Here is a 17,228-nt window from a genome sequence, read left to right on the forward strand (position 1 = left end):
GTGCGGCTGATCGTTATTCCTGCCGTTGAGGATTTCGGTTGTGGTCAGCTGACCACAAAGCTAACCCTTGGAAAACACCAACTTTCAAAGGCGGCTTGTCGGAGGCATTGCGCCGGTTACCGTCTGGCTCCCGAGCCAAATGACGCCTCTTAGGGGAACAGTAGACCGTGATCTCAATACGAACGCGCCCAAGGTCGCGCACGAACAAGACCAGGAGCGAAGTCTTCGCACGAAATGGCAGCCGCCTTTCATCAATTCATTGGCACCGGCGCGGCGAGCAAATCTCAAGGCGGCCGGCTGTGCCGGCTAATCGCGAATGGGCGATGGCGCCGCATGGATAGGACGCAATAGGAACAACTAACTGCTGCCATCCGCAGCGCCGGAATCTACGGGGCTGATTCGCGGCGGCACTTCCACAACACTGGGAGAATTCATCAACCGCTATCTTGGGCGAGGTGACGCAATGAGCCACTCGACCCTATGGTCTTTTGACCAGACAAGAATGGCATTCGAGGTGAGTTTGGTGCCGTTGTCGGAGAGATCATTGCGAGTTTGCCGCGCCATTCGATCGTCAGCTCTCGAGCGAGGCGACGACCGGAGATCGAGGTGTCCGGGGATCGCCGCGAGGCATTCGCGCGTCGCGTCATCGACGATGTTGAGCACGCGAAACCCCCTTCCGTAAGCGAACTTGCAGGCACGCGCGCACCGATCCTGGTCAACGCGAAGGCTCTGCCCGCTGGTCGCTGGATTTTGTTCGTGACCAAAAGCAAATGATCCAGTGGAACACTTCTCCACCGAACGACTGAGGCATATACCTATCTCGCAAGGCCCAGCCATCGGCACAGTATTTGAGTCCGTTGAAGAAGGTGATGGGTCCAGGCGGCTTGGAGGAGGCATAGCTGTTCCAGCCGCCGAGTTTGGGGATGATCCAGGCGGCCCAGGCGAGCGAAGGTTTTGGATGGGGATTGGATTGCAGCTTGGTCTTGCCCTTGAAGCGGCTTTCGAGGGCGGCGAGCGTGTTGATCTCGTGGGGACTGACTGCCAGGCTTGCCTGGGTGAGGATCGCCGCCACTGCGGTCCTGCACGAGTTGGAGGACGATTGCCGCGGCCTTGGCGGCGATGGCGACGAGCTTTTCCAGCCGCGCCGCTAACTGCAATTGGCTGTCCTCGATCTCCCAGGCGTCAGTCGCACTGGAGAGCGCATGGGTGGTCAAGAGCAGCCAATGCAAGGGCTCGACACCGTCGGGTGCGTCCGGTTCGACGACCTCAACCCAACTGAGCCTAACCCGTCGGGCAGCCCTTCTTCGCGCAGGTCTTGCGGCCGCCGGATCGTCGCCTAGCCGAAGCGCAGGCACAACGTTGCCTGCCGCGCCGGACGGTCGGCGCGCTCGCGCAGCTCGATCGTTGGGTGTCGCAGAACCGAACTGTCTCTACGACATCACGCAGTTTAGAGCCGCCGATGAGTGCATGGTCATGCATGACGCGCGACAAAAGATCGAAGCGTTGGTCGGGCAGGCGCGCCCACATGATAAAGAAGTCGCCCTATTGCGCGACCTCGCCAATGAGCGATGGCGTTTCGGCGACCGGCGGCTTCGGCGGGAGGGAGCGCCGTTGGGGTCGACCGCATCTACGGGCTCTATCGCGAAGAAGGACTTTCCGTTCGCAAGCAGAAAAGCCGGGGCGGCACGCCTGGCCCGATCCTGGTCGAAGCGAAGGCCAATGCCCGATGCTCGCTGAATTTCGTTCACGACCAGTTCGCTTGCGGAAGGCGGTTTCGCGTGCTCAACTTCGTCGAAGACGTGACCCGCGAATGCCTGGCGGCGATCCCGGACACCTCGATCTTGCCTCGTCGCGTCGCTCGCGAACTGTCGGTCCTCATCGAACGGCGCGGCAAACCGGGGATGATCGTCTCCGACAACGGCACGGAATTCACCTCGAATGCGATCCTTGCCAGGTCGAAGGATCATAGGGTCGAGTCGCACGGCATCACGCCGGGAAGCCGATGCAAAACGCTAATGTCGAGAGCTTCAACGGCCGGATGCGGGGACGAGATGGTCAACCAAAGCCTGTTCCTCGGCTGCGATTATGCCCGAAGCGCCATTGCTGGGCCGACGATTACAACCACTTCCGGCCGCACTCATCGCTCGGACCAGACCCGGGCAAGTGATGCAGATACCATTGCCACAACCGGCTCCAACGCTGCGCGAGATGAAAGCTTCGCGTTTCCGCCACTTGGCGTACTCGGAGCGCGCAGGCTCTAGTCGCCGCCGGAGAGGATTGAGTGCTAGGTCAGCGGGTCCACTGATCGAGGTCTCTCGCCAGACTCTGCTGTCGTGGGCCAGCAAGTTTTTGGGGGTGGGACGCACTGCCACCAGCTGCTTTTCCGGTGGTCAGCTGACCACAGCTCCAACACTCTGAAAAGAAACGACATTTTCGGGCGCTACTATGGACGTCGCATGACCCGCTCCTCGCGCCACCTCTCACAAGATCGGTTGTGTAGAGATAGGTACCGTCCTGCCGCCGCCATGGGTCGCAGGGTCTTGGCGGTCATTTTTGATCGTACATGACGTTCTAAGGGCATTGGTCATGGTTGGCCGGGTAGAATGGCCGACAGCCCTTCTATGCGGCTGGTGTAGTAAGGTCAGTTGATGCACGGAGCCGATTGAGCGGCTTCGTGTTCGAACGAACAATGGCGGTGTTTGTCACGACTGAAAGGAGACATTGCTTTGTAAGCTTAACGGCGGTCTCCGCAGGATGCTTCAGGACGAAGACCTACCAGGCTTCGAGGACAGTAAACGAATGTTTGCAGATTTTCGGCCGTAATCATTCTTGTAGGAAATATAGCTGGCGGCGCGGACAAATGGCTCAATCAAATTGTCGAGCATCCTTGAAAGAACGCCGAAACGCGGACGGATTGTAAAAGAAACAAATACTGTCTGACTGAGTCCCGGCTCGCGCCCGAATTCTTCGTGCAGCCGAGACGGCTTTTTTTTGGTAGCGAGGGGAGGGGCTGTCCTCTGCTTTTACCCGCGCCGCCGAGGGTCATGGCCCGCGCGCCTCTGTGGATCATAATCACCGCGGCTGAAGCCTTCAGCACGTTCCGGGGGAGGGGGCGAGCAGGCGGAGGAAGCCGGCTCCGCGGGCGAGGATGTAGGCGCTGAGCTGAAACCGCGGAGCGATAGCGACTAGCGGTCCTGGCGCTACAGATCCCTAAAGGCCGGACCTGACGGCTATGCAGTCGAATAGCGACAAGAAAAGAATATCTGCCATCGGGCGTCGGATGAACCATGCCCTCAACGGCGAATGAGGCCAAATCGGTGGGCTTCGTCCAGCAGGACCCGCACCGAGGACGGTTGCCACTTCTTGCCGCTGCGCACAGGCCGTTCTCCCATCTGGTCCAGTTGCGCGGCAATGTCGCGCAGCGACAGGTTGGGATCGGCAATGGCAATTGCCGCCACCAGCTTCATCAGATAGTCTTCGGGAGCGCGGCGAGGGGATCGAGCAAGGAGTTCCTTCTCCGCGAGCTTTTCGCGTACCATGCGATGAACAGCGCGACGAAGGCGTTCGACGGTCCAGTCGTGGCCACGGCGATTGAGAACCCGCACGACATTGTCCCAACTGTGCTGCGGCCGGAGTTGACGCACCATCGGCAGCCACGTCTGCGCCGATGCAATGAGTTCATCGAGATAGAGCTTCTCCCGTGCCTGCGAGATTGCCTTGATCGCCTCCGGCCGTCGTTCTCGCAGACCCGGATTTCCAGGAAGCTTGCCGCGTGCCTTCGCCGCCTTAATGCCGGCTTTGGTACGCTCGGCGATTAGCGCCCGCTCGAGCTGCGCGACGGCGCCGAGGACCTGAAGGGAAAACATGCCCTGCGGGGTCGACGTATCGATTGGATCGCGAATCGACCGGAAATGCACGCCGCGCGCCTCGAGGTCCTCGATCACCGACAAGAGATGACTGACGGATCGGGCCAGTCGATCGAGGCGCACGACAATGAGGACGTCGCCGGCGCTAAGCTCAGCGAGTAATCGCGTCAGCACCGGTCGAGCCCGCGATGCTCCGGAACCATGCTCCTGATGGATCCGATCGCAGCCGGCTGCACGCAGCTCGTCCAACTGGGCATCGTGGACCTGTTCATCCGTCGACACCCGGGCATAACCGATCAGCCGCTTGGGAGATTGTTGGTTGTTAAATGTTTGTGGCTTCGCCATCGCGCTTGTAACGGCCCTGTCTCGAAGTACTTTGTACAGATAAGGCATGCGTTAGAAATCGGTCCTTTGCAAGCGTGTTTTAGACATGAAATAGCGGCGCGCCAGACTCGAAATGCCGTTGCGAACGAGCAACCGAGCGTCGGCATAGGCAAACGCGCGTCAGCGGGCTTCTGTGGCGGAAATGCCGGAAAAGCAACGGCTTCGCTGATACCTGAAGAGGAGGAGCCTGCCAAAAGAGCGCTGGCGCTCAACCCTGGAAAGGAGAAGGGGTCATCTGCGCCGGCGTCGGCCGTCGAATTCTGTCTTGGGGAGTCCGGTCATCCCGGGCGAAATCGCCCCGAAAGCCCGGAAAACCGGGCGTTTCCGGCGATCCAGGGCGACCGACATCACTGATTTGCGGGCTGAAATCAATCGCGTCCGATAAGCTTTACTTATCGGAAGTGAGATGTGGCCTGAAACATCATAGGGCGTAGAGGAAGCTAATTTAATATTCGCTTCCGCTACAGAAAAGAATGACGTTAATTCATATGGTTAACGATATGAAAACATCCTGAGCGTCGACCAAGTGGGCAGTGGCGGACGCGGAGAATGAGTCTATAGGCAGTTGAGGGAGGCCGAACCTGCCCGCGCCTCGGCGGCAAGCTCGGCCGAACCACGGAGCGGACGAGTACGTGGGCGAAATTGGGCCAGCCACTCGTTCCGGGCTACGCCGCTTCCCAGACCTGGTTCAGGATTTTTGCCGCGAGCGCCGCCTTGTCCTGCGGCAGGAAACGGCCATAGTGCTGCTGCACCACATCCGGAGTATCCTGAATCGCGTAACTCGCCTGCTCGTAGGATCCTGTCTGCTTGAGGATATGGGTCGCCAGAATATCCCGGACATTATGCGGCCCGTGCGGCAGCAGGCCCTTGATGGCGCCGCGACCGGTATACGGATTGTAGATTCCATATCGTTGGATCACGGTCCGCCAGGCCTCATAGAAGGTCGTGGAGTCGTAGGCGGCGTCGGTGCTGGTCGTCTTGACCGTCTTTACGAACAGGGTGCCTGGGTCTTTCGTGCCGGCGAGCAGCACACCGCGATGCCGGTCGAGATAGGCATCCAGGTAGTGGTAGAGATCGAGCAGATCGGGCAGGATCAGCCGGAACGGTTTTTGCCCAAAGAAGGACGAGCCGGAATTCTTGAATGCGACGGACGGAATGAGCACTTCCCAGCCACGCTCGCGGTCGCTCCAGCGCAGCTCCCCGCACTTCATGTCTTCCAACCGGCGCTCCGCCGTCGGAAAATGACCGCGCGGGCAGACGCGAAGCTGGCGGAGGTTCTTCTGCCGCAGTCCCAGATGCAACCCAAGCCGAAGTATCAGAAAGGAGCGGACCGCTTCCGCCGCTGGCCGCGGATAGAGATGCTCGTCCGGCATCCGCTTCAGGATCTCGTCCGTGATTTTGCGATACTCTGCCAAAGGGCTGTCCGCTTCGAGGATCACCATGATCGGCTCGAACGGATCGCGATGCACCCGCATGACCCGCTGAACTTCCTTGGAGCGATTGGCAGCATGCCGATGAAACGCGTCGCAGGCGCCATGCCAGTCACGCGAAGCGAATTCGATCTCCTCCGGCGCGATCAGACCTTCGATCGGGCGAACATTCTTCAGAAGCTCCGGATGCTGCCGGATCCAGCCAACCTCCGCACGGGTGAGGGCTTGTGCGACCATCAGCATGTCTTCTTCCCATTTGGTGTAGAAGCCGCGTCGCTGCTCGCGCCATTGCAGATACCAATCCCAGACACCCGGGAAGATCAGCAAGCCGAAGGTCAATTGGCTGAGCGGGACGCCGCGGCCCTTGACGATGCCGGCGGGTGAGGCGGCCAGTGCACCGAACATCAGTCCGAGATGCTCGATCTTCTGCGATGCCGTTTCCTCGCCCCACACGCCGTTGCGCTGAAACCCGATCGCCGTCAGTGTCGAGGTCTTGAAGCGGATCAGGTCCGCCATCTCCATCGCCAACCGTTGCGGCGCGTCGACGACGCCGGAAAGAAGGTCCGGATCCTCTAAGAATTCTTCTGCGGTCAGACTGGCGCTGCTGGTCAGCGCGGGAGATCGGGGAGACAGGGATCCGCCGCCATAGGTGATGCCGGGAAAGCGGATCGCATAGCGTTTCTTGCTGGCCGCCGCCTGGTAGCGGCGATAATCGGTCGAGCCAGAGATGATGACACGCCGCACCCAGTCGATGATTTCCTCGCGTTTGGAAAACGGCAGGCTGCCAAAGTCGTCCGGCAGATGCCAGGCCAATCGCCGCCGCTCGACAGGACTGATATCGCCAAGATCGTGACCATTGAGCGAACGCGCCTGATGCGGCAGCTTCGCCTTGAAATATCCCTCCGCCAGTCGGTAGCGCCGCTCGATGCGGGAGAGGATGTCGAAGCTGGCAATCGATCTCGGCGCGCGTTCACCCTGGATCCATGACAAGAGCGTCTTGTGGTCAAAAGTCTCGCCGAGACGGATGATCGCACGATAGAGTTGCCAGTAACTGTCGCCGAAGCGGCGCATCTGGTAGATGAGGGCGTCCTGGAAGCTCTCTGGATCGTCCACCGCTTCGAACAGCGGTTCGGGAAATTCCTGGATCGGTTTTGGCTGCGGACCTGGCGATGCTGAGGCGGATTGGGCCAGAGTGTTGTCGCTGCCCAGCCGTTGGGGCTTGCGGGTCGCGGATGCCGCTGGTGCTGGCGTCCGGCGAACGGTTTTGGGCGATGTGGGTTTCCGTTTTGTCGTCCGAACGTCTTCCGCTGCGGGCGGCATGCGGAGCCATCGGAGGATGGCGTCGAGGCCAGGGCGCAGGTGGGTTTTCAGCTCCAGCGTGATCTCGTCCTCGATCCCGCAGGCTTCACCGACCGCCTTCCAATCGATGCGGCCGTTCAGCAACGGCGGTGACTTGCGATAGATGATCAGGCTGATGAGGTATGGCCGGATGTTGTCCAAAGCCCGTTTCGATGCGATCGGCGCGATGCGCACCTCGCAGAAGTCTGAGATTTTTCGTTGAAAATGACGTGAGGAAATATCTTCTCTTGGCATGCTCGCATTCCCTCTCGGCCCCAATGCCGAGGGCGAGCGGAAATAGGAGTTGTCGTTTAACAAACAGTGTATCGGAAGGAGCAGAAGATCGTCATTGTGGTAGATGTTTTTGTGCCACCTCCAGCTCGCGAACGAAATCCGGGCGGCGAGACGCTGGTGCGGGTGGTCGGCAGGGACTGCAGCATCGACCTGCATCATTGATGACTTGCGCGAGGAACTCAGTTCCCGGCTTTACGAACTGGTGTCGGTCGCCGGCGGCTGGCAGCATCGAACGCGTTCGCGTTACGCAGGCGCGATCCAGGCCTCTGCTGCTCCGACGCGCGGCGCGGCAACAATGTTGTCGGAGTTCGAGGCGATGGTGCTGATGGCGATTGGATATTCCCGCCGGTCACCCGCGGCGAGCTGTCGAAGGTCTTTGGCAAGGAGGTGAGCCATGACGTCATCGGCAATTTGCGTGGTGCGGGATTCATCGGGTCCGGGCCGCTTAGTCCGACGCCTGGGGCACCGTATACCTACGTGACGACGCCGTCATTTTCTGTCGGCCTTCGGCATGGAGACGCTGCGCGACCTGCCGAACATCGAGGCGCTCGAGGACGCTGGTCTTCTGAGCTGACATGCGGATCAATACGAGATCGCCGCCTCAGAACGCGGGGAAGCGAGACAGATAAGGAATGGTCATTATCGGATGATGCCGACGGTTTGCCTTAACGAGGCCGATTAGGAGCGGCTGCCCGTCGTGAGGGCGTGGCGCCTGAGTGGCTACCGAGAGCTGTGGACAATTGACGTATTTGCTCACTTTCGATTGCGCTGGCCGTGTTGAAATTTCAAGAATGATGTCTGATTCTGGCTTCACGCGTGAGCTATTCTTCAGTGAGTAAAAGGGAAGGCATTATACCTCTATCCGAACTTGAAGCCGCGCTTGCTGGACTAAAGCGGGACTACTCTAAGCTCAGTGCCCGTATCAGAACCCTCGCGCACTCCGTCACGTGCGAGTGTGATGGGCTTGTGCTCCGCCTTCACTTCCCAGCGTTTAGGCAGGGGCAAGCGACCATGCAGGAGATGGTCGATGCACTTGCCGGCTACATACTTCACTTTTCGCTTCCAAGATCTGAGCTTGATGGCCTGAATTCGCAGTATGGTTTGATTTCGGCGGAGGATTTCCTCGCCGCTTTCGAGAAACTGCGCGAGGAAGCGATGCGTATATTCATGACGGTTCAAAAAAAGACGCATCGGAACGGTGAGGCGGGCGAGCTGCTTCTTTACGTGCTCACGGAATGGATTTTATCCGCCCCGCAGATCATCGCGAAAATGTCGTTGAAAACGAACCGCGATATGCCGGTTTACGGCGCAGATGGTGTCCACGCACGCTTCTGCGGCGATACCCAGCGATTGTTGCTCTACTGGGGTGAATCGAAGCTCCACAGCAGGGTGTCGGATGCGATAACGGATGCACTCAGTTCGATAGTAGAAGCTCTCAATCCAGAAAAAATGCAGCACGAGATCGATCTCGTTCAGCGCAATATCGAATTCGCTGGGCTTGGCCCCGCTGCTCGCGATGCATTCCTGCGATACCTTGATCCCTATGAGGAAAGTTACAATGCGCGGCACGACGTCACCACGTGCTTGGTGGGCTTCGATTTCGACGGCTTCAGTGCGATCACTCGGGCCGATAGCATGACGGCCGAAGAAAAATTCTCTGCACTCGCGCAGGATCGGCTGGCCGATCTTGCGCCGCAAGTGGCTCGCAAATTGAAGGACTGCGGCCTGGCCGGACATCCAGTTGAGCTTTTCTTTTTCCCGGTTCCGTCAGTTGAGCGGTTCCGAGAAATCTTTCAGGACAAAATCGGCTGGAGGAGATGATGCAGGAGCTGGTCGATAAAGTCTGGGGAAATACGAAGTTTCATACGGCTTTTCGAAACATCGAACTGGCTTGGCTTCGTCGTGAGATCGTTGCGCCGTCCGACGACTTACGAATCGACGATGCCAACAGAATGATGCGGGCGGCCGCGATCCTGGCATGTTCGGTTAAACATGAACACCGACGCGCCGCATTCCGCGCTGCTACCTGCACATACGAGCTATTTGGCGCGAATGAGTTGCCATTGGATCAAGCGCTCCGGGTCGTCCTCTCCCGCCTTGGAAACTTCCCTTCCTTCGGCACGCGCGAAGATGTGGATTCAGCTGGTTCGCTTCTACCTGCGGCGTTATCCGCGGAAGAGATTGCAGTTGCGGAAAGGCAACGGGTGGTAGTCGACGATCAGGACATTTACTTGACTGATTTTCAGCACCGTCTTTGGAGCGGTCTGACCGCGAGGAAGCGTATCGCGCTTGCGGCACCGACATCCGCGGGCAAATCTTTCGTACTCCAAAACTATCTTGCAACCGCACTCGGGTCGGCGACAGCGACATCGATCGTCTATATCGTTCCCACGCGGGCGCTGATTGCCCAGGTTGCAGAAGATCTGATGGCCCATTTTGCAAAACTGTCTGGTTCACGACCTGAAATTATCACTGTGCCCCTCGACGCGGACGAGGACCTACCGAAGCGAGCCGTTTTCGTGATGACCCAAGAAAGGGTTCAGCTCAGTCTCTCCGCTCAACCCAAATTCCGTCCGGACCTTGTAATCGTTGACGAAGCGCACTCGATTACAGAAGGATCGCGGGGGGTGGTGCTGCAGTGGGTTATCGACGACCTGTTGAGACGCAACCCTTACAGCCAAATTCTTTTCGCCAGCCCGATGATCCGAAACCTAAGCGTGTTCGGACGCCTGTTTGGCTTGACCGATGTGGTCGAGTTCCCGTCAGTAGAGCCGACGGTCAGCCAAAACTTCTTGCTCGTTGACATTGCCTCGGCAACGAAAGGGCGTGTTAACATTCGGAGCGCTGGCGAAGGCAACGGTGATGTCTTCGATGTTGCCGTTCTCGATGTTGGACAGACACTGGCTAGTCGGTTGGACAAGCTAGTGCATATCCCAGCTCGGCTTGGAGGGACGCAATCCAGTATTATCTATGCGAATGGCGCCGCCGAGGCGGAAAAGATTGCGATGCAACTACTTGACCTTCGGCTAGACGAAGAGGCGTCAACAGAGCAACGTGATGCTCTGGCGGCGTTGGCGAGAGAGGCCGTGCACCCGAACTACGCTCTCGTCGAATGCGTAAAAAGGGGGATTGCCTTCCATTATTCCAACATGCCGGCGCAGCTTCGACGCGCGGTGGAGCAGTCAGTCTCGGACGGGGACATCGACTTCCTGGCTTGTACGAGCACGTTGCTGCAGGGCGTCAACTTGCCCGCAAAGAACCTATTTATGTGCGCGCCGGAAAAAGGAAAAGGAAAGCCACTGGAGTCGACGGACTTCTGGAATCTCTCCGGCCGGGCTGGCCGGCTTAGAAAGGAGTTTCAGGGAAACATCTTTTTGATAGACTACGGCAAATGGAAGAAGAAGCCGCTCGACGGACCGAAAGACACCGACGTTGTCCCTGCCATTGAGACCAGCGTGCTCCAGAATAGTGCAGAGCTGTTGAATGTTATCGCTGATGAGGCAGTAACGGGGGACGCGGACATCTCGGCGTTGGAAACATCTTTTGTCCGCTTATTTTCCGATCACAAGAAAGGCGAACTGGCGGTCACCTTGGACAAGCTAGGTGTGTTTCGCGGGAGCGATCAGTTTTTGACGATCTCTTCAGCGCTTACCGCTGCGGCAGCCTCTGTGACGTTGCCAGCCGACGTAATCAAGCGGACACCAAATGTTTCAGCGCACAGACAGCAACGGCTGTATTCCCGCTTGCAGGCCGTCATTGATCAAGGCCGCGAGCATGCCCGTCTCTTAATACCGGCGCATCCGCGCGAGAGCGAGGCATTCCAATCCTACGCAGACATTCTTGAGCTTTGTCATGAAGTCATCTTGGGCTATGACACGACAAAAGGCCTTCACCGCTTCCATGCGCTGATGGCACTCAAATGGATGCGCGGCATGCCGCTTCCGCAGATTATCGACGAGCAAATAAATCGAAAAACTGACGGCAACCAGCAGAAGATTATTCGCGACACGCTAGATATTATAGAGAAAGAAATTCGGTTTCAGGCCGTCAGGCTGATCGGTTGTTATAACTCGCTCCTCGTCTTTGGTCTCGATGTCGCTGGTATGGTGGATATGGCTTCCAGCATTCCTTCGATTCCTCTTTATCTGGAGATTGGCGCATCCGATCGCACAATGATCAGTTTCATTTCGTTGGGCCTGTCGCGCGTTACCGCAATGAAACTGAATGATCTCTCGGCTCGCAAGGATCTGGATGTGACACAGGCGCTCCGTTGGTTGAGTTCACGCCCAATGGACGCGCTTGGATTGTCGCCTCTCCTGCGGAAAGAAGTCGAGACAGTAGTTGCTGCCAATGTTCAATTTTCGGCATAGGACAACTGTCCCAAATCTTCTTTATTCTTTGTGCTCGGTTGCTCAAAAAGCAGAACTGAGCTTGCCATCGCCTCAAAGGCGAAAATGGAGATGCGCGATTTCGGCAACGATGGGGACAGGCGGCCGGTTCACACAGCTACTATCCGCGCGTGAGTAGGTCTTTTTTCGAAGCCAATTCCATGTCGAACTTGCGGCGTGCGGCATCCTCGAGAGTATCGGTATGTCCCTGCATATATGGACGCAGTTCCTCGACCATATGCTTGAATTTTTCGTTCTTCGACCGAATTTCGGTGTCTTCCTTTTCGCGTGCCGACAACCAGGTATCCGCTTCCAGAAATGTGGCTTTGGTAGTGTCTCGCTTCTTACCCCGTCCGGTGGTGATCATTGCAGGTATGCCTGTGTAGTGACCGAACAAACTCGTTTGGCCGACCAGCGCCAAGCTAAGGCGCTTCCGCCCGCTGACATCGTGGATCAGCTTTCGAAGTGTCAGGTCGATCAACTGATCTGCGGTAGCGGAGATCTTGTCACCCAGGTTTGAACGAACGCGGGCGATCGCGTCGTCGATTGGAACTTCGCCATCGTTTCGTTCGCGGCGAAGGTCGAGAACTATTGCGTCGATGTCATCACGTAGATCGGTCAGTTTCACCGTCATTTCGGTACTGCTCCTCGAAACAAGCAAGGCTGCAAGGGAAAAGCGAATCTCTACTCATGGTGATATTCACAAGCAATTCGTCCGAAAGCGCAAGATAATTCCGCAGTGGCGCCCCTTTCCGCCACATTGCTGTAACTTCGCCCGGTGAGTCAGCGAGACTGATGCGCTCCGCGGCGCTGCACAATCGTTTGATTTAAGATTCGACGGTTGATTTTCTGCTTCCAGTTCATTTGGGCCGGTGAGAGCTTCCGCTTGAATTTTGTCTGCTTAAGGAACCGGTATTCCTCCTCGTCGTAGAGATATCCCATTCGATAGGCATGCTCGATCAGATCATCGTTGGCATTGGCGGAGAGGTCCGCCTGTATGCGCTTCAGGCCTTCAAAGAGATTTCCGGTGTCGATGCCGACAAAGCGATTGATGCAGATGTTCCCAACGTAAGTGGTCGCTCTGTTGAGGCGATTCCGGATATAACAGTGCTCAAGAATGTCCTGGCCGCATGGACATTGATCAAATTCCTCGCTGATTTCGACCCCAATCAAATCCCATTCGAGGCGGGCCGTCTCGAACACCTTCGAAACCGATAAAGGGAGGATATGCGCTTTCAGGCGTTCAAAGTTGTGGCTTTCCATTGAGATCAGCCCCTTAGATATTTTTCCTGTTGAGCACGCCAGCGGTCGCGAGCGGTCATGTCCTCTCTTTCTTCTTGTTCCTCGTCGGCTTCCTCGTGCCAGAGCATGATCAGCGCATAGCCATTCTTCTGAAGACAGACCTGTTCGCTTAGTGTCGGAGCGCGTTGTCCGCGCGGCACATCAATCCACACATCCGGCAGTCTTTCGTCGATTTCACTGGGAGTACCGATCTGAAGATCTCTCCGGTAGAATAGCGAACCTTGTGGAACCGGCTTATTGCGGCTTGCTGTGATAAACGGAAAGCGCTTCCGATGATGATAGATCCGGCCGACTTTCCCATCCTTCACAATGATGAAGGCCAAGGATTCAGGGTGATAGTCGGCATATGCTCGCGCCATGGCTTCTTTGCTGACCTGAAACTCCTCAGCAAGCTGGAAAACATGCTCAAGGCTTGGCGACGGTTGCTTCTTAAAATACTCGCGAAGTTTCGGCGGCGGCATCAAGATCAGTGAAGAGAAGCGGTTTGCCTCAACCTCCATCTTTGCTCGCCGGTCACCTTCCTTCGCGGATAGAGTTTGCAGATCCTGCCGTGAACAAAGGAATCGGCCGTCCTCGTGCGGTACATGATTGGCAATCAAGAAATGCCCGAGCTCATGGCCGATCGTAAAGCGACGCCGCGGCTGGTTCACGCCGCGCTTCACCAGGATGATCCCGCGATTCCGATTTCTGTCGGTGATTAGCCCGCCCTCGAAGCCCTCGGTTTCAAGTTCATCTATCTCCTCGATCTCAAGCTGCAGCGCCAGCTCTTCGATTGGGACAGGGACCCGAAAGTCGGGTTCATGCTTCAGTATGAGGCTGACGAGCCCTTCGGGCGATCCGGTGTCAGCTAAATCCATCCGCATGACGCTCATGTCATTTTTCCTTTGGAACCTTGAGCCGATCCATCAACATCTGGATCGTTTCCCGATCTTGTGGGGTCAGCGTCTTGAGGTCTCGGTACATGGCAACCAGCGCCGGGTCCTCATTCTCGCCTTTCGGGTTTTCCCCGACAAGATCAGCGATCGAAACTCGAAAATGCGTAGCGAGCTTGGTGAGAAGTTCGATAGACGGGTTGGTGCTGCGGCCGGTTTCCAGATCATAGACGTGGGTTTTCGATGCTCCAATAGCGTCTGCCACATCCTGCAACGACTGCCGGTTTTTTCCTCGTAGTTCTTTGAGCTTGGCAGCCAAAGACATCCTTAAATGCTCCCTTGAATCGCTTAAGGCGCGTGCACTCTCGCGCCGCGCCGTTCGATTTATCTGTACGAAAATATAACACAGGGATTGACGGAAACAAGCGTTAGATTTATCTGTACGAAATGATAGGTGCGAATCTTACACCATCGACCCCTTTGCGGGGAATGGAGGCATGAATGCTTCATGATCAGCGACTTGTTCTGCGTGAGGGAATGCTCATCGGTGCGCTTGAGCGAATGTGCGCCACACTGGAAATCTCGCAGTCCCAATCCACTCTCGCTCAGGAGCGCTACGAAGGCGTTGGGGGGTGGCTCGCAGAGTCGGACAATCCGCTGTTGAAGGCGATCGGAATCTTCCTTCAGGGTTCGACTGCCATTGGAACGACCGTGAAGCCGATCGGCAGCAATGAACATGATGTGGACCTGGTGGCGCATGTTCCGGGCCTGGGGATCTGGGTGGAGCCGGCCGCGCTGAAGAAGGCGATCGGTGATCGCCTGAGGGATAATGGCCATTACAAGCCATTGCTCGTCGAGATGGGCCGTTGCTGGCGGCTGGTATATGCCAACGAATTCCACCTGGATATTACGCCATCGATTCCCAATCGTGATTGCTATATGGGCGGCGAGTTTGTTCCAGACCGCGCACTGAAGGTTTGGAAGCCTTCAAACCCGAAAGGCTACAAGGCGCTTTTCCTGGAAAGAGTAAAACTGGTGCCCCGGTTTCGGGTGATGAAAGGCCTTCAGGCGGAGGATCGGGCGCATGCCAGCGTGGAGCCCTACCCCGAGCAGGGTTTTTTCAAGGGCATTCTGCAGCGAATCGTGCAGATTCTCAAAAGGCATCGAGACGTCTTTATTCTGGCAGGCGATCTGGACACGTCTCTCTCACCCATTTCCGTTCTTGTCACCACCCTGGCCTCCCAGAGCTATGAATATTGCGTCCGAACCAACACCTACGACAGCGAGTTGGATTTGCTGGTCGACGTGATCCGGTGCATGCCGGATTTCATAGAAACTCGCATTGTGAGCGGTCGGATGCACTGGTTCGTATGGAACGAGACCACCAAGGGCGAGAACTTTGCCGAGAAATGGAACGACGAGCCGAAACGTGCCGAGGTGTTCTATGCGTGGCATGCGCGTGTGCTCAATGACATTGGGCGACTGAGGGATGTCGAGGGTCTGGATGGCCTGAAACAGCGACTTTCGGATTCCTTTGGACCGGCTCCGGCGAAAGCTGTCATCGACTCCATAACTGACGAGATATCGCTGTCGCGTCGGAACGGCTTGCTCACCGCTGCCCCGCGTATCGGGCTTATGACGGGCCTTGCTTCAGCAATTGCCACGCCGGTGCGGGCAAACACCTTCTTCGGCAGATAGGCCATGCGTTTTTCCGAGCCGAAGTCCCTAACCGCCGCGCAGCAGTTCCTTCTTCTCAGAAAGAACCCGCTGTCGGCCGGCGACGGCACCCTCGGCTCCGGCTGTTTTGAATGGCGTTTCCGCGCCACACCGACTCCATTGTCCCGTATATACGAGGCACGCCTGGAATTTGCGTCTGATCGATCGCCCCGGGTTTACATTGAAAGTCCGGACCTGGTGACGCTGGCAGGTGGAAAGAAACTTCCTCACGTCTACGAGCAGAGACCCACGCGCCTGTGTCTTTATCTGCCCCGAACATACGAATGGCAGCCCTGGATGAGGTTGGATCAGACCATCGTCCCATGGACGTCGCTGTGGCTGTTTTACTTCGAGGACTGGCTAGGTGAGGGCGAATGGCGGGGTGGAGGAGAACATCCTGAGCCGCGAGATGTCGAGCGCCGCATAAGTCGGAGCCGCTTGCGGCGCCGGCATCCCCTTCGCGAAAGGATTGAGTAAATGGCCAAGACGAAAGTCGATCAAAAGACACAGCGCGCGCTTTGGGCGCGTGCCGCCGGCCGCTGCCAATATCGTGGCTGCAACTGCGAACTTATTGGGGAGCTGCTGTCCGGCAAGGAGGACAAGATGTTCGGCTTCGTCGCGCACATCGTTGCCGACTCACCGAACGGCGCGCGTGGACATCCGACCCGGTCCGCCCTTCTCGCAAAAGACATTTCAAATCTCATGTTGCTCTGCGCAAAGCACCATCGTCTCATCGATGACGAAGCACCCTTAGATCATCCGGAGGAGCTTCTCCTGCGTATGAAGGACGAGCATGAGCGGCGGGTGCGTATCGCAGCTGGTATTCAGCCGGACCGGGCATCTCATGTGATCCGTTTCGGAGCGAATATCGGCATGAACGAGGCGCTCGTCGCAAGGGAGGACATTTTCGCCTCCATGCAGCCTGATCGCTCGCCGGCGTCCTTCGACACTGTCGATCTGGAGATGCTTGGTCTTTCGCTCGATGATGCCGACGAACGGTATTGGCAGGTTCAGCAGACGAACCTCCAGCGGCAGTTTGCTGAAAAGATCCGGGGCCGGATCGAACGGCAGCAGATCACGCATGCAAGCGTCTTCGCGCTTGCGCCCCAGCCGCTCCTGATCGAACTGGGAAGGCAACTTTACGACATTCTACCCGCCGAGGTTCATCAACGACATAGAGAGCCGGCGACATGGAAGTGGCAGAACGACAGTGCGCCGATCGAGTTCCGGGTCGAGGCGCCTACTGAGGTTCATTCGACGGTGGCGCTGATTTTGGGTGTGAGCGCGACAATATCGAAGGAGCGCATCGATGCGGTCTTGGGCCACGACATTTCGGTTTGGTCGATCACTGCGATGTCGCCACATAACGACATCATGCGGAACGCCAATGACCTCTCGCGCTTTCGCCAGGAACTGAGACGGCTTCTTGACAGAATAAAATCGGTGCACGGAGAAGCGGCAACGATAAACGTCTTTCCCGCCTTGCCGGTCGCTGCGGCGGTGGAAGTGGGGCGCGTGTGGATGCCAAAGGCGGATCTGCCAATGATCATTTTTGACCAGAATAGGCGCGTCGGAGGCTTCGCACCTGCTCTAAGGATCCAGTGAATTGTCCCGAGGTATGAAAACCAGCTTCGCCAA

At 57.3% G+C, this 17,228-nt stretch carries 12 protein-coding genes and 3 pseudogenes; 7 read left to right on the top strand and 8 right to left on the bottom strand.

All coding sequences use genetic code 11. The features are described from left to right. Positions 1 to 468: 468 nt before the first annotated feature. Positions 469 to 687 (bottom strand): annotated as a pseudogene (locus tag RHEC894_RS32165) (DDE-type integrase/transposase/recombinase); the annotation flags it as partial. 28 nt (positions 688 to 715) lie between these two features. Then, positions 716 to 1,072, bottom strand: a complete 357-nt coding sequence (locus tag RHEC894_RS33505) for a hypothetical protein (RefSeq protein ID WP_245339567.1) — start codon at positions 1,070 to 1,072, stop codon at positions 716 to 718. Between the two features lie 446 nt (positions 1,073 to 1,518). Here RHEC894_RS33505 and RHEC894_RS33510 point away from each other — a divergent pair. Then, positions 1,519 to 2,281, top strand: a pseudogene (locus tag RHEC894_RS33510) (integrase core domain-containing protein); the annotation flags it as partial. 1,012 nt (positions 2,282 to 3,293) lie between these two features. On the opposite strand, the gene RHEC894_RS24045 reads toward RHEC894_RS33510, so the two are convergent. Both RHEC894_RS24045 and RHEC894_RS24050 read right to left on the bottom strand, forming a co-directional pair. Beyond that, positions 3,294 to 4,211 carry a recombinase family protein gene (locus RHEC894_RS24045; protein ID WP_085739516.1) on the bottom strand — a complete coding sequence of 306 codons (918 nt, stop codon included), beginning with the start codon at positions 4,209 to 4,211 and terminating at the stop codon, positions 3,294 to 3,296. Between the two features lie 704 nt (positions 4,212 to 4,915). Continuing rightward, positions 4,916 to 7,273: a hypothetical protein gene (locus tag RHEC894_RS24050; RefSeq protein WP_085739517.1), complete on the bottom strand. Its 2,358-nt coding sequence runs from the start codon at positions 7,271 to 7,273 to the stop codon at positions 4,916 to 4,918. Positions 7,274 to 7,369: 96 nt separating this feature from the next. Between RHEC894_RS24050 and RHEC894_RS24055 the strand changes: the two are divergent. The 3 genes and pseudogenes from RHEC894_RS24055 (at position 7,370) to RHEC894_RS24065 (ending at position 11,682) form a co-directional block, all read left to right on the top strand. Beyond that, positions 7,370 to 7,886 (top strand): annotated as a pseudogene (locus RHEC894_RS24055) (SMC-Scp complex subunit ScpB). A 437-nt stretch (positions 7,887 to 8,323) separates the two neighbouring features. Continuing rightward, positions 8,324 to 9,133 (top strand): DUF1837 domain-containing protein, encoded by an 810-nt coding sequence (locus RHEC894_RS24060; protein WP_245339553.1) that lies wholly within the window; start codon positions 8,324 to 8,326, stop codon positions 9,131 to 9,133. Next, entirely contained in the window at positions 9,130 to 11,682 is a 2,553-nt protein-coding gene (locus RHEC894_RS24065; RefSeq protein ID WP_085739518.1) for a DEAD/DEAH box helicase, read from the top strand. Before RHEC894_RS24060 ends, RHEC894_RS24065 begins: the two co-directional genes overlap by 4 nt. Before the next feature lie 139 nt (positions 11,683 to 11,821). Here RHEC894_RS24065 and RHEC894_RS24070 read toward each other — a convergent pair whose 3' ends face one another. The 4 genes from RHEC894_RS24070 to RHEC894_RS24085 form a co-directional block, all read right to left on the bottom strand. Beyond that, the gene (locus RHEC894_RS24070; RefSeq protein WP_085739519.1) at positions 11,822 to 12,334 is read right to left on the bottom strand and encodes a hypothetical protein; all 513 of its coding nucleotides are present in this window, start codon (positions 12,332 to 12,334) and stop codon (positions 11,822 to 11,824) included. A gap of 149 nt (positions 12,335 to 12,483) precedes the next feature. Next, positions 12,484 to 12,963, bottom strand: coding sequence for a hypothetical protein (locus RHEC894_RS24075; RefSeq protein WP_085739520.1), 480 nt, complete (start codon positions 12,961 to 12,963; stop codon positions 12,484 to 12,486). A 5-nt stretch (positions 12,964 to 12,968) separates the two neighbouring features. Beyond that, entirely contained in the window at positions 12,969 to 13,874 is a 906-nt protein-coding gene (locus tag RHEC894_RS24080) for an ImmA/IrrE family metallo-endopeptidase (protein WP_085739521.1), read from the bottom strand. A 1-nt stretch (position 13,875) separates the two neighbouring features. Then, positions 13,876 to 14,199, bottom strand: a complete 324-nt coding sequence (locus RHEC894_RS24085) for a helix-turn-helix transcriptional regulator (protein ID WP_085739522.1) — start codon at positions 14,197 to 14,199, stop codon at positions 13,876 to 13,878. 176 nt (positions 14,200 to 14,375) lie between these two features. Between RHEC894_RS24085 and RHEC894_RS24090 the strand changes: the two genes are divergently transcribed. The 3 genes from RHEC894_RS24090 to RHEC894_RS24100 are packed head-to-tail and all read left to right on the top strand — an operon-like array spanning position 14,376 to position 17,195. Beyond that, positions 14,376 to 15,572: a nucleotidyltransferase gene (locus tag RHEC894_RS24090; protein ID WP_085739523.1), complete on the top strand. Its 1,197-nt coding sequence runs from the start codon at positions 14,376 to 14,378 to the stop codon at positions 15,570 to 15,572. 3 nt (positions 15,573 to 15,575) lie between these two features. Further along, the gene (locus tag RHEC894_RS24095; protein WP_010066004.1) at positions 15,576 to 16,067 is read left to right on the top strand and encodes a hypothetical protein; all 492 of its coding nucleotides are present in this window, start codon (positions 15,576 to 15,578) and stop codon (positions 16,065 to 16,067) included. After that, the gene (locus tag RHEC894_RS24100; RefSeq protein WP_085739524.1) at positions 16,068 to 17,195 is read left to right on the top strand and encodes an HNH endonuclease; all 1,128 of its coding nucleotides are present in this window, start codon (positions 16,068 to 16,070) and stop codon (positions 17,193 to 17,195) included. Positions 17,196 to 17,228 lie beyond the last annotated feature (33 nt).

This window comes from Rhizobium sp. CIAT894, assembly GCF_000172795.2.
Lineage (GTDB): Bacteria > Pseudomonadota > Alphaproteobacteria > Rhizobiales > Rhizobiaceae > Rhizobium.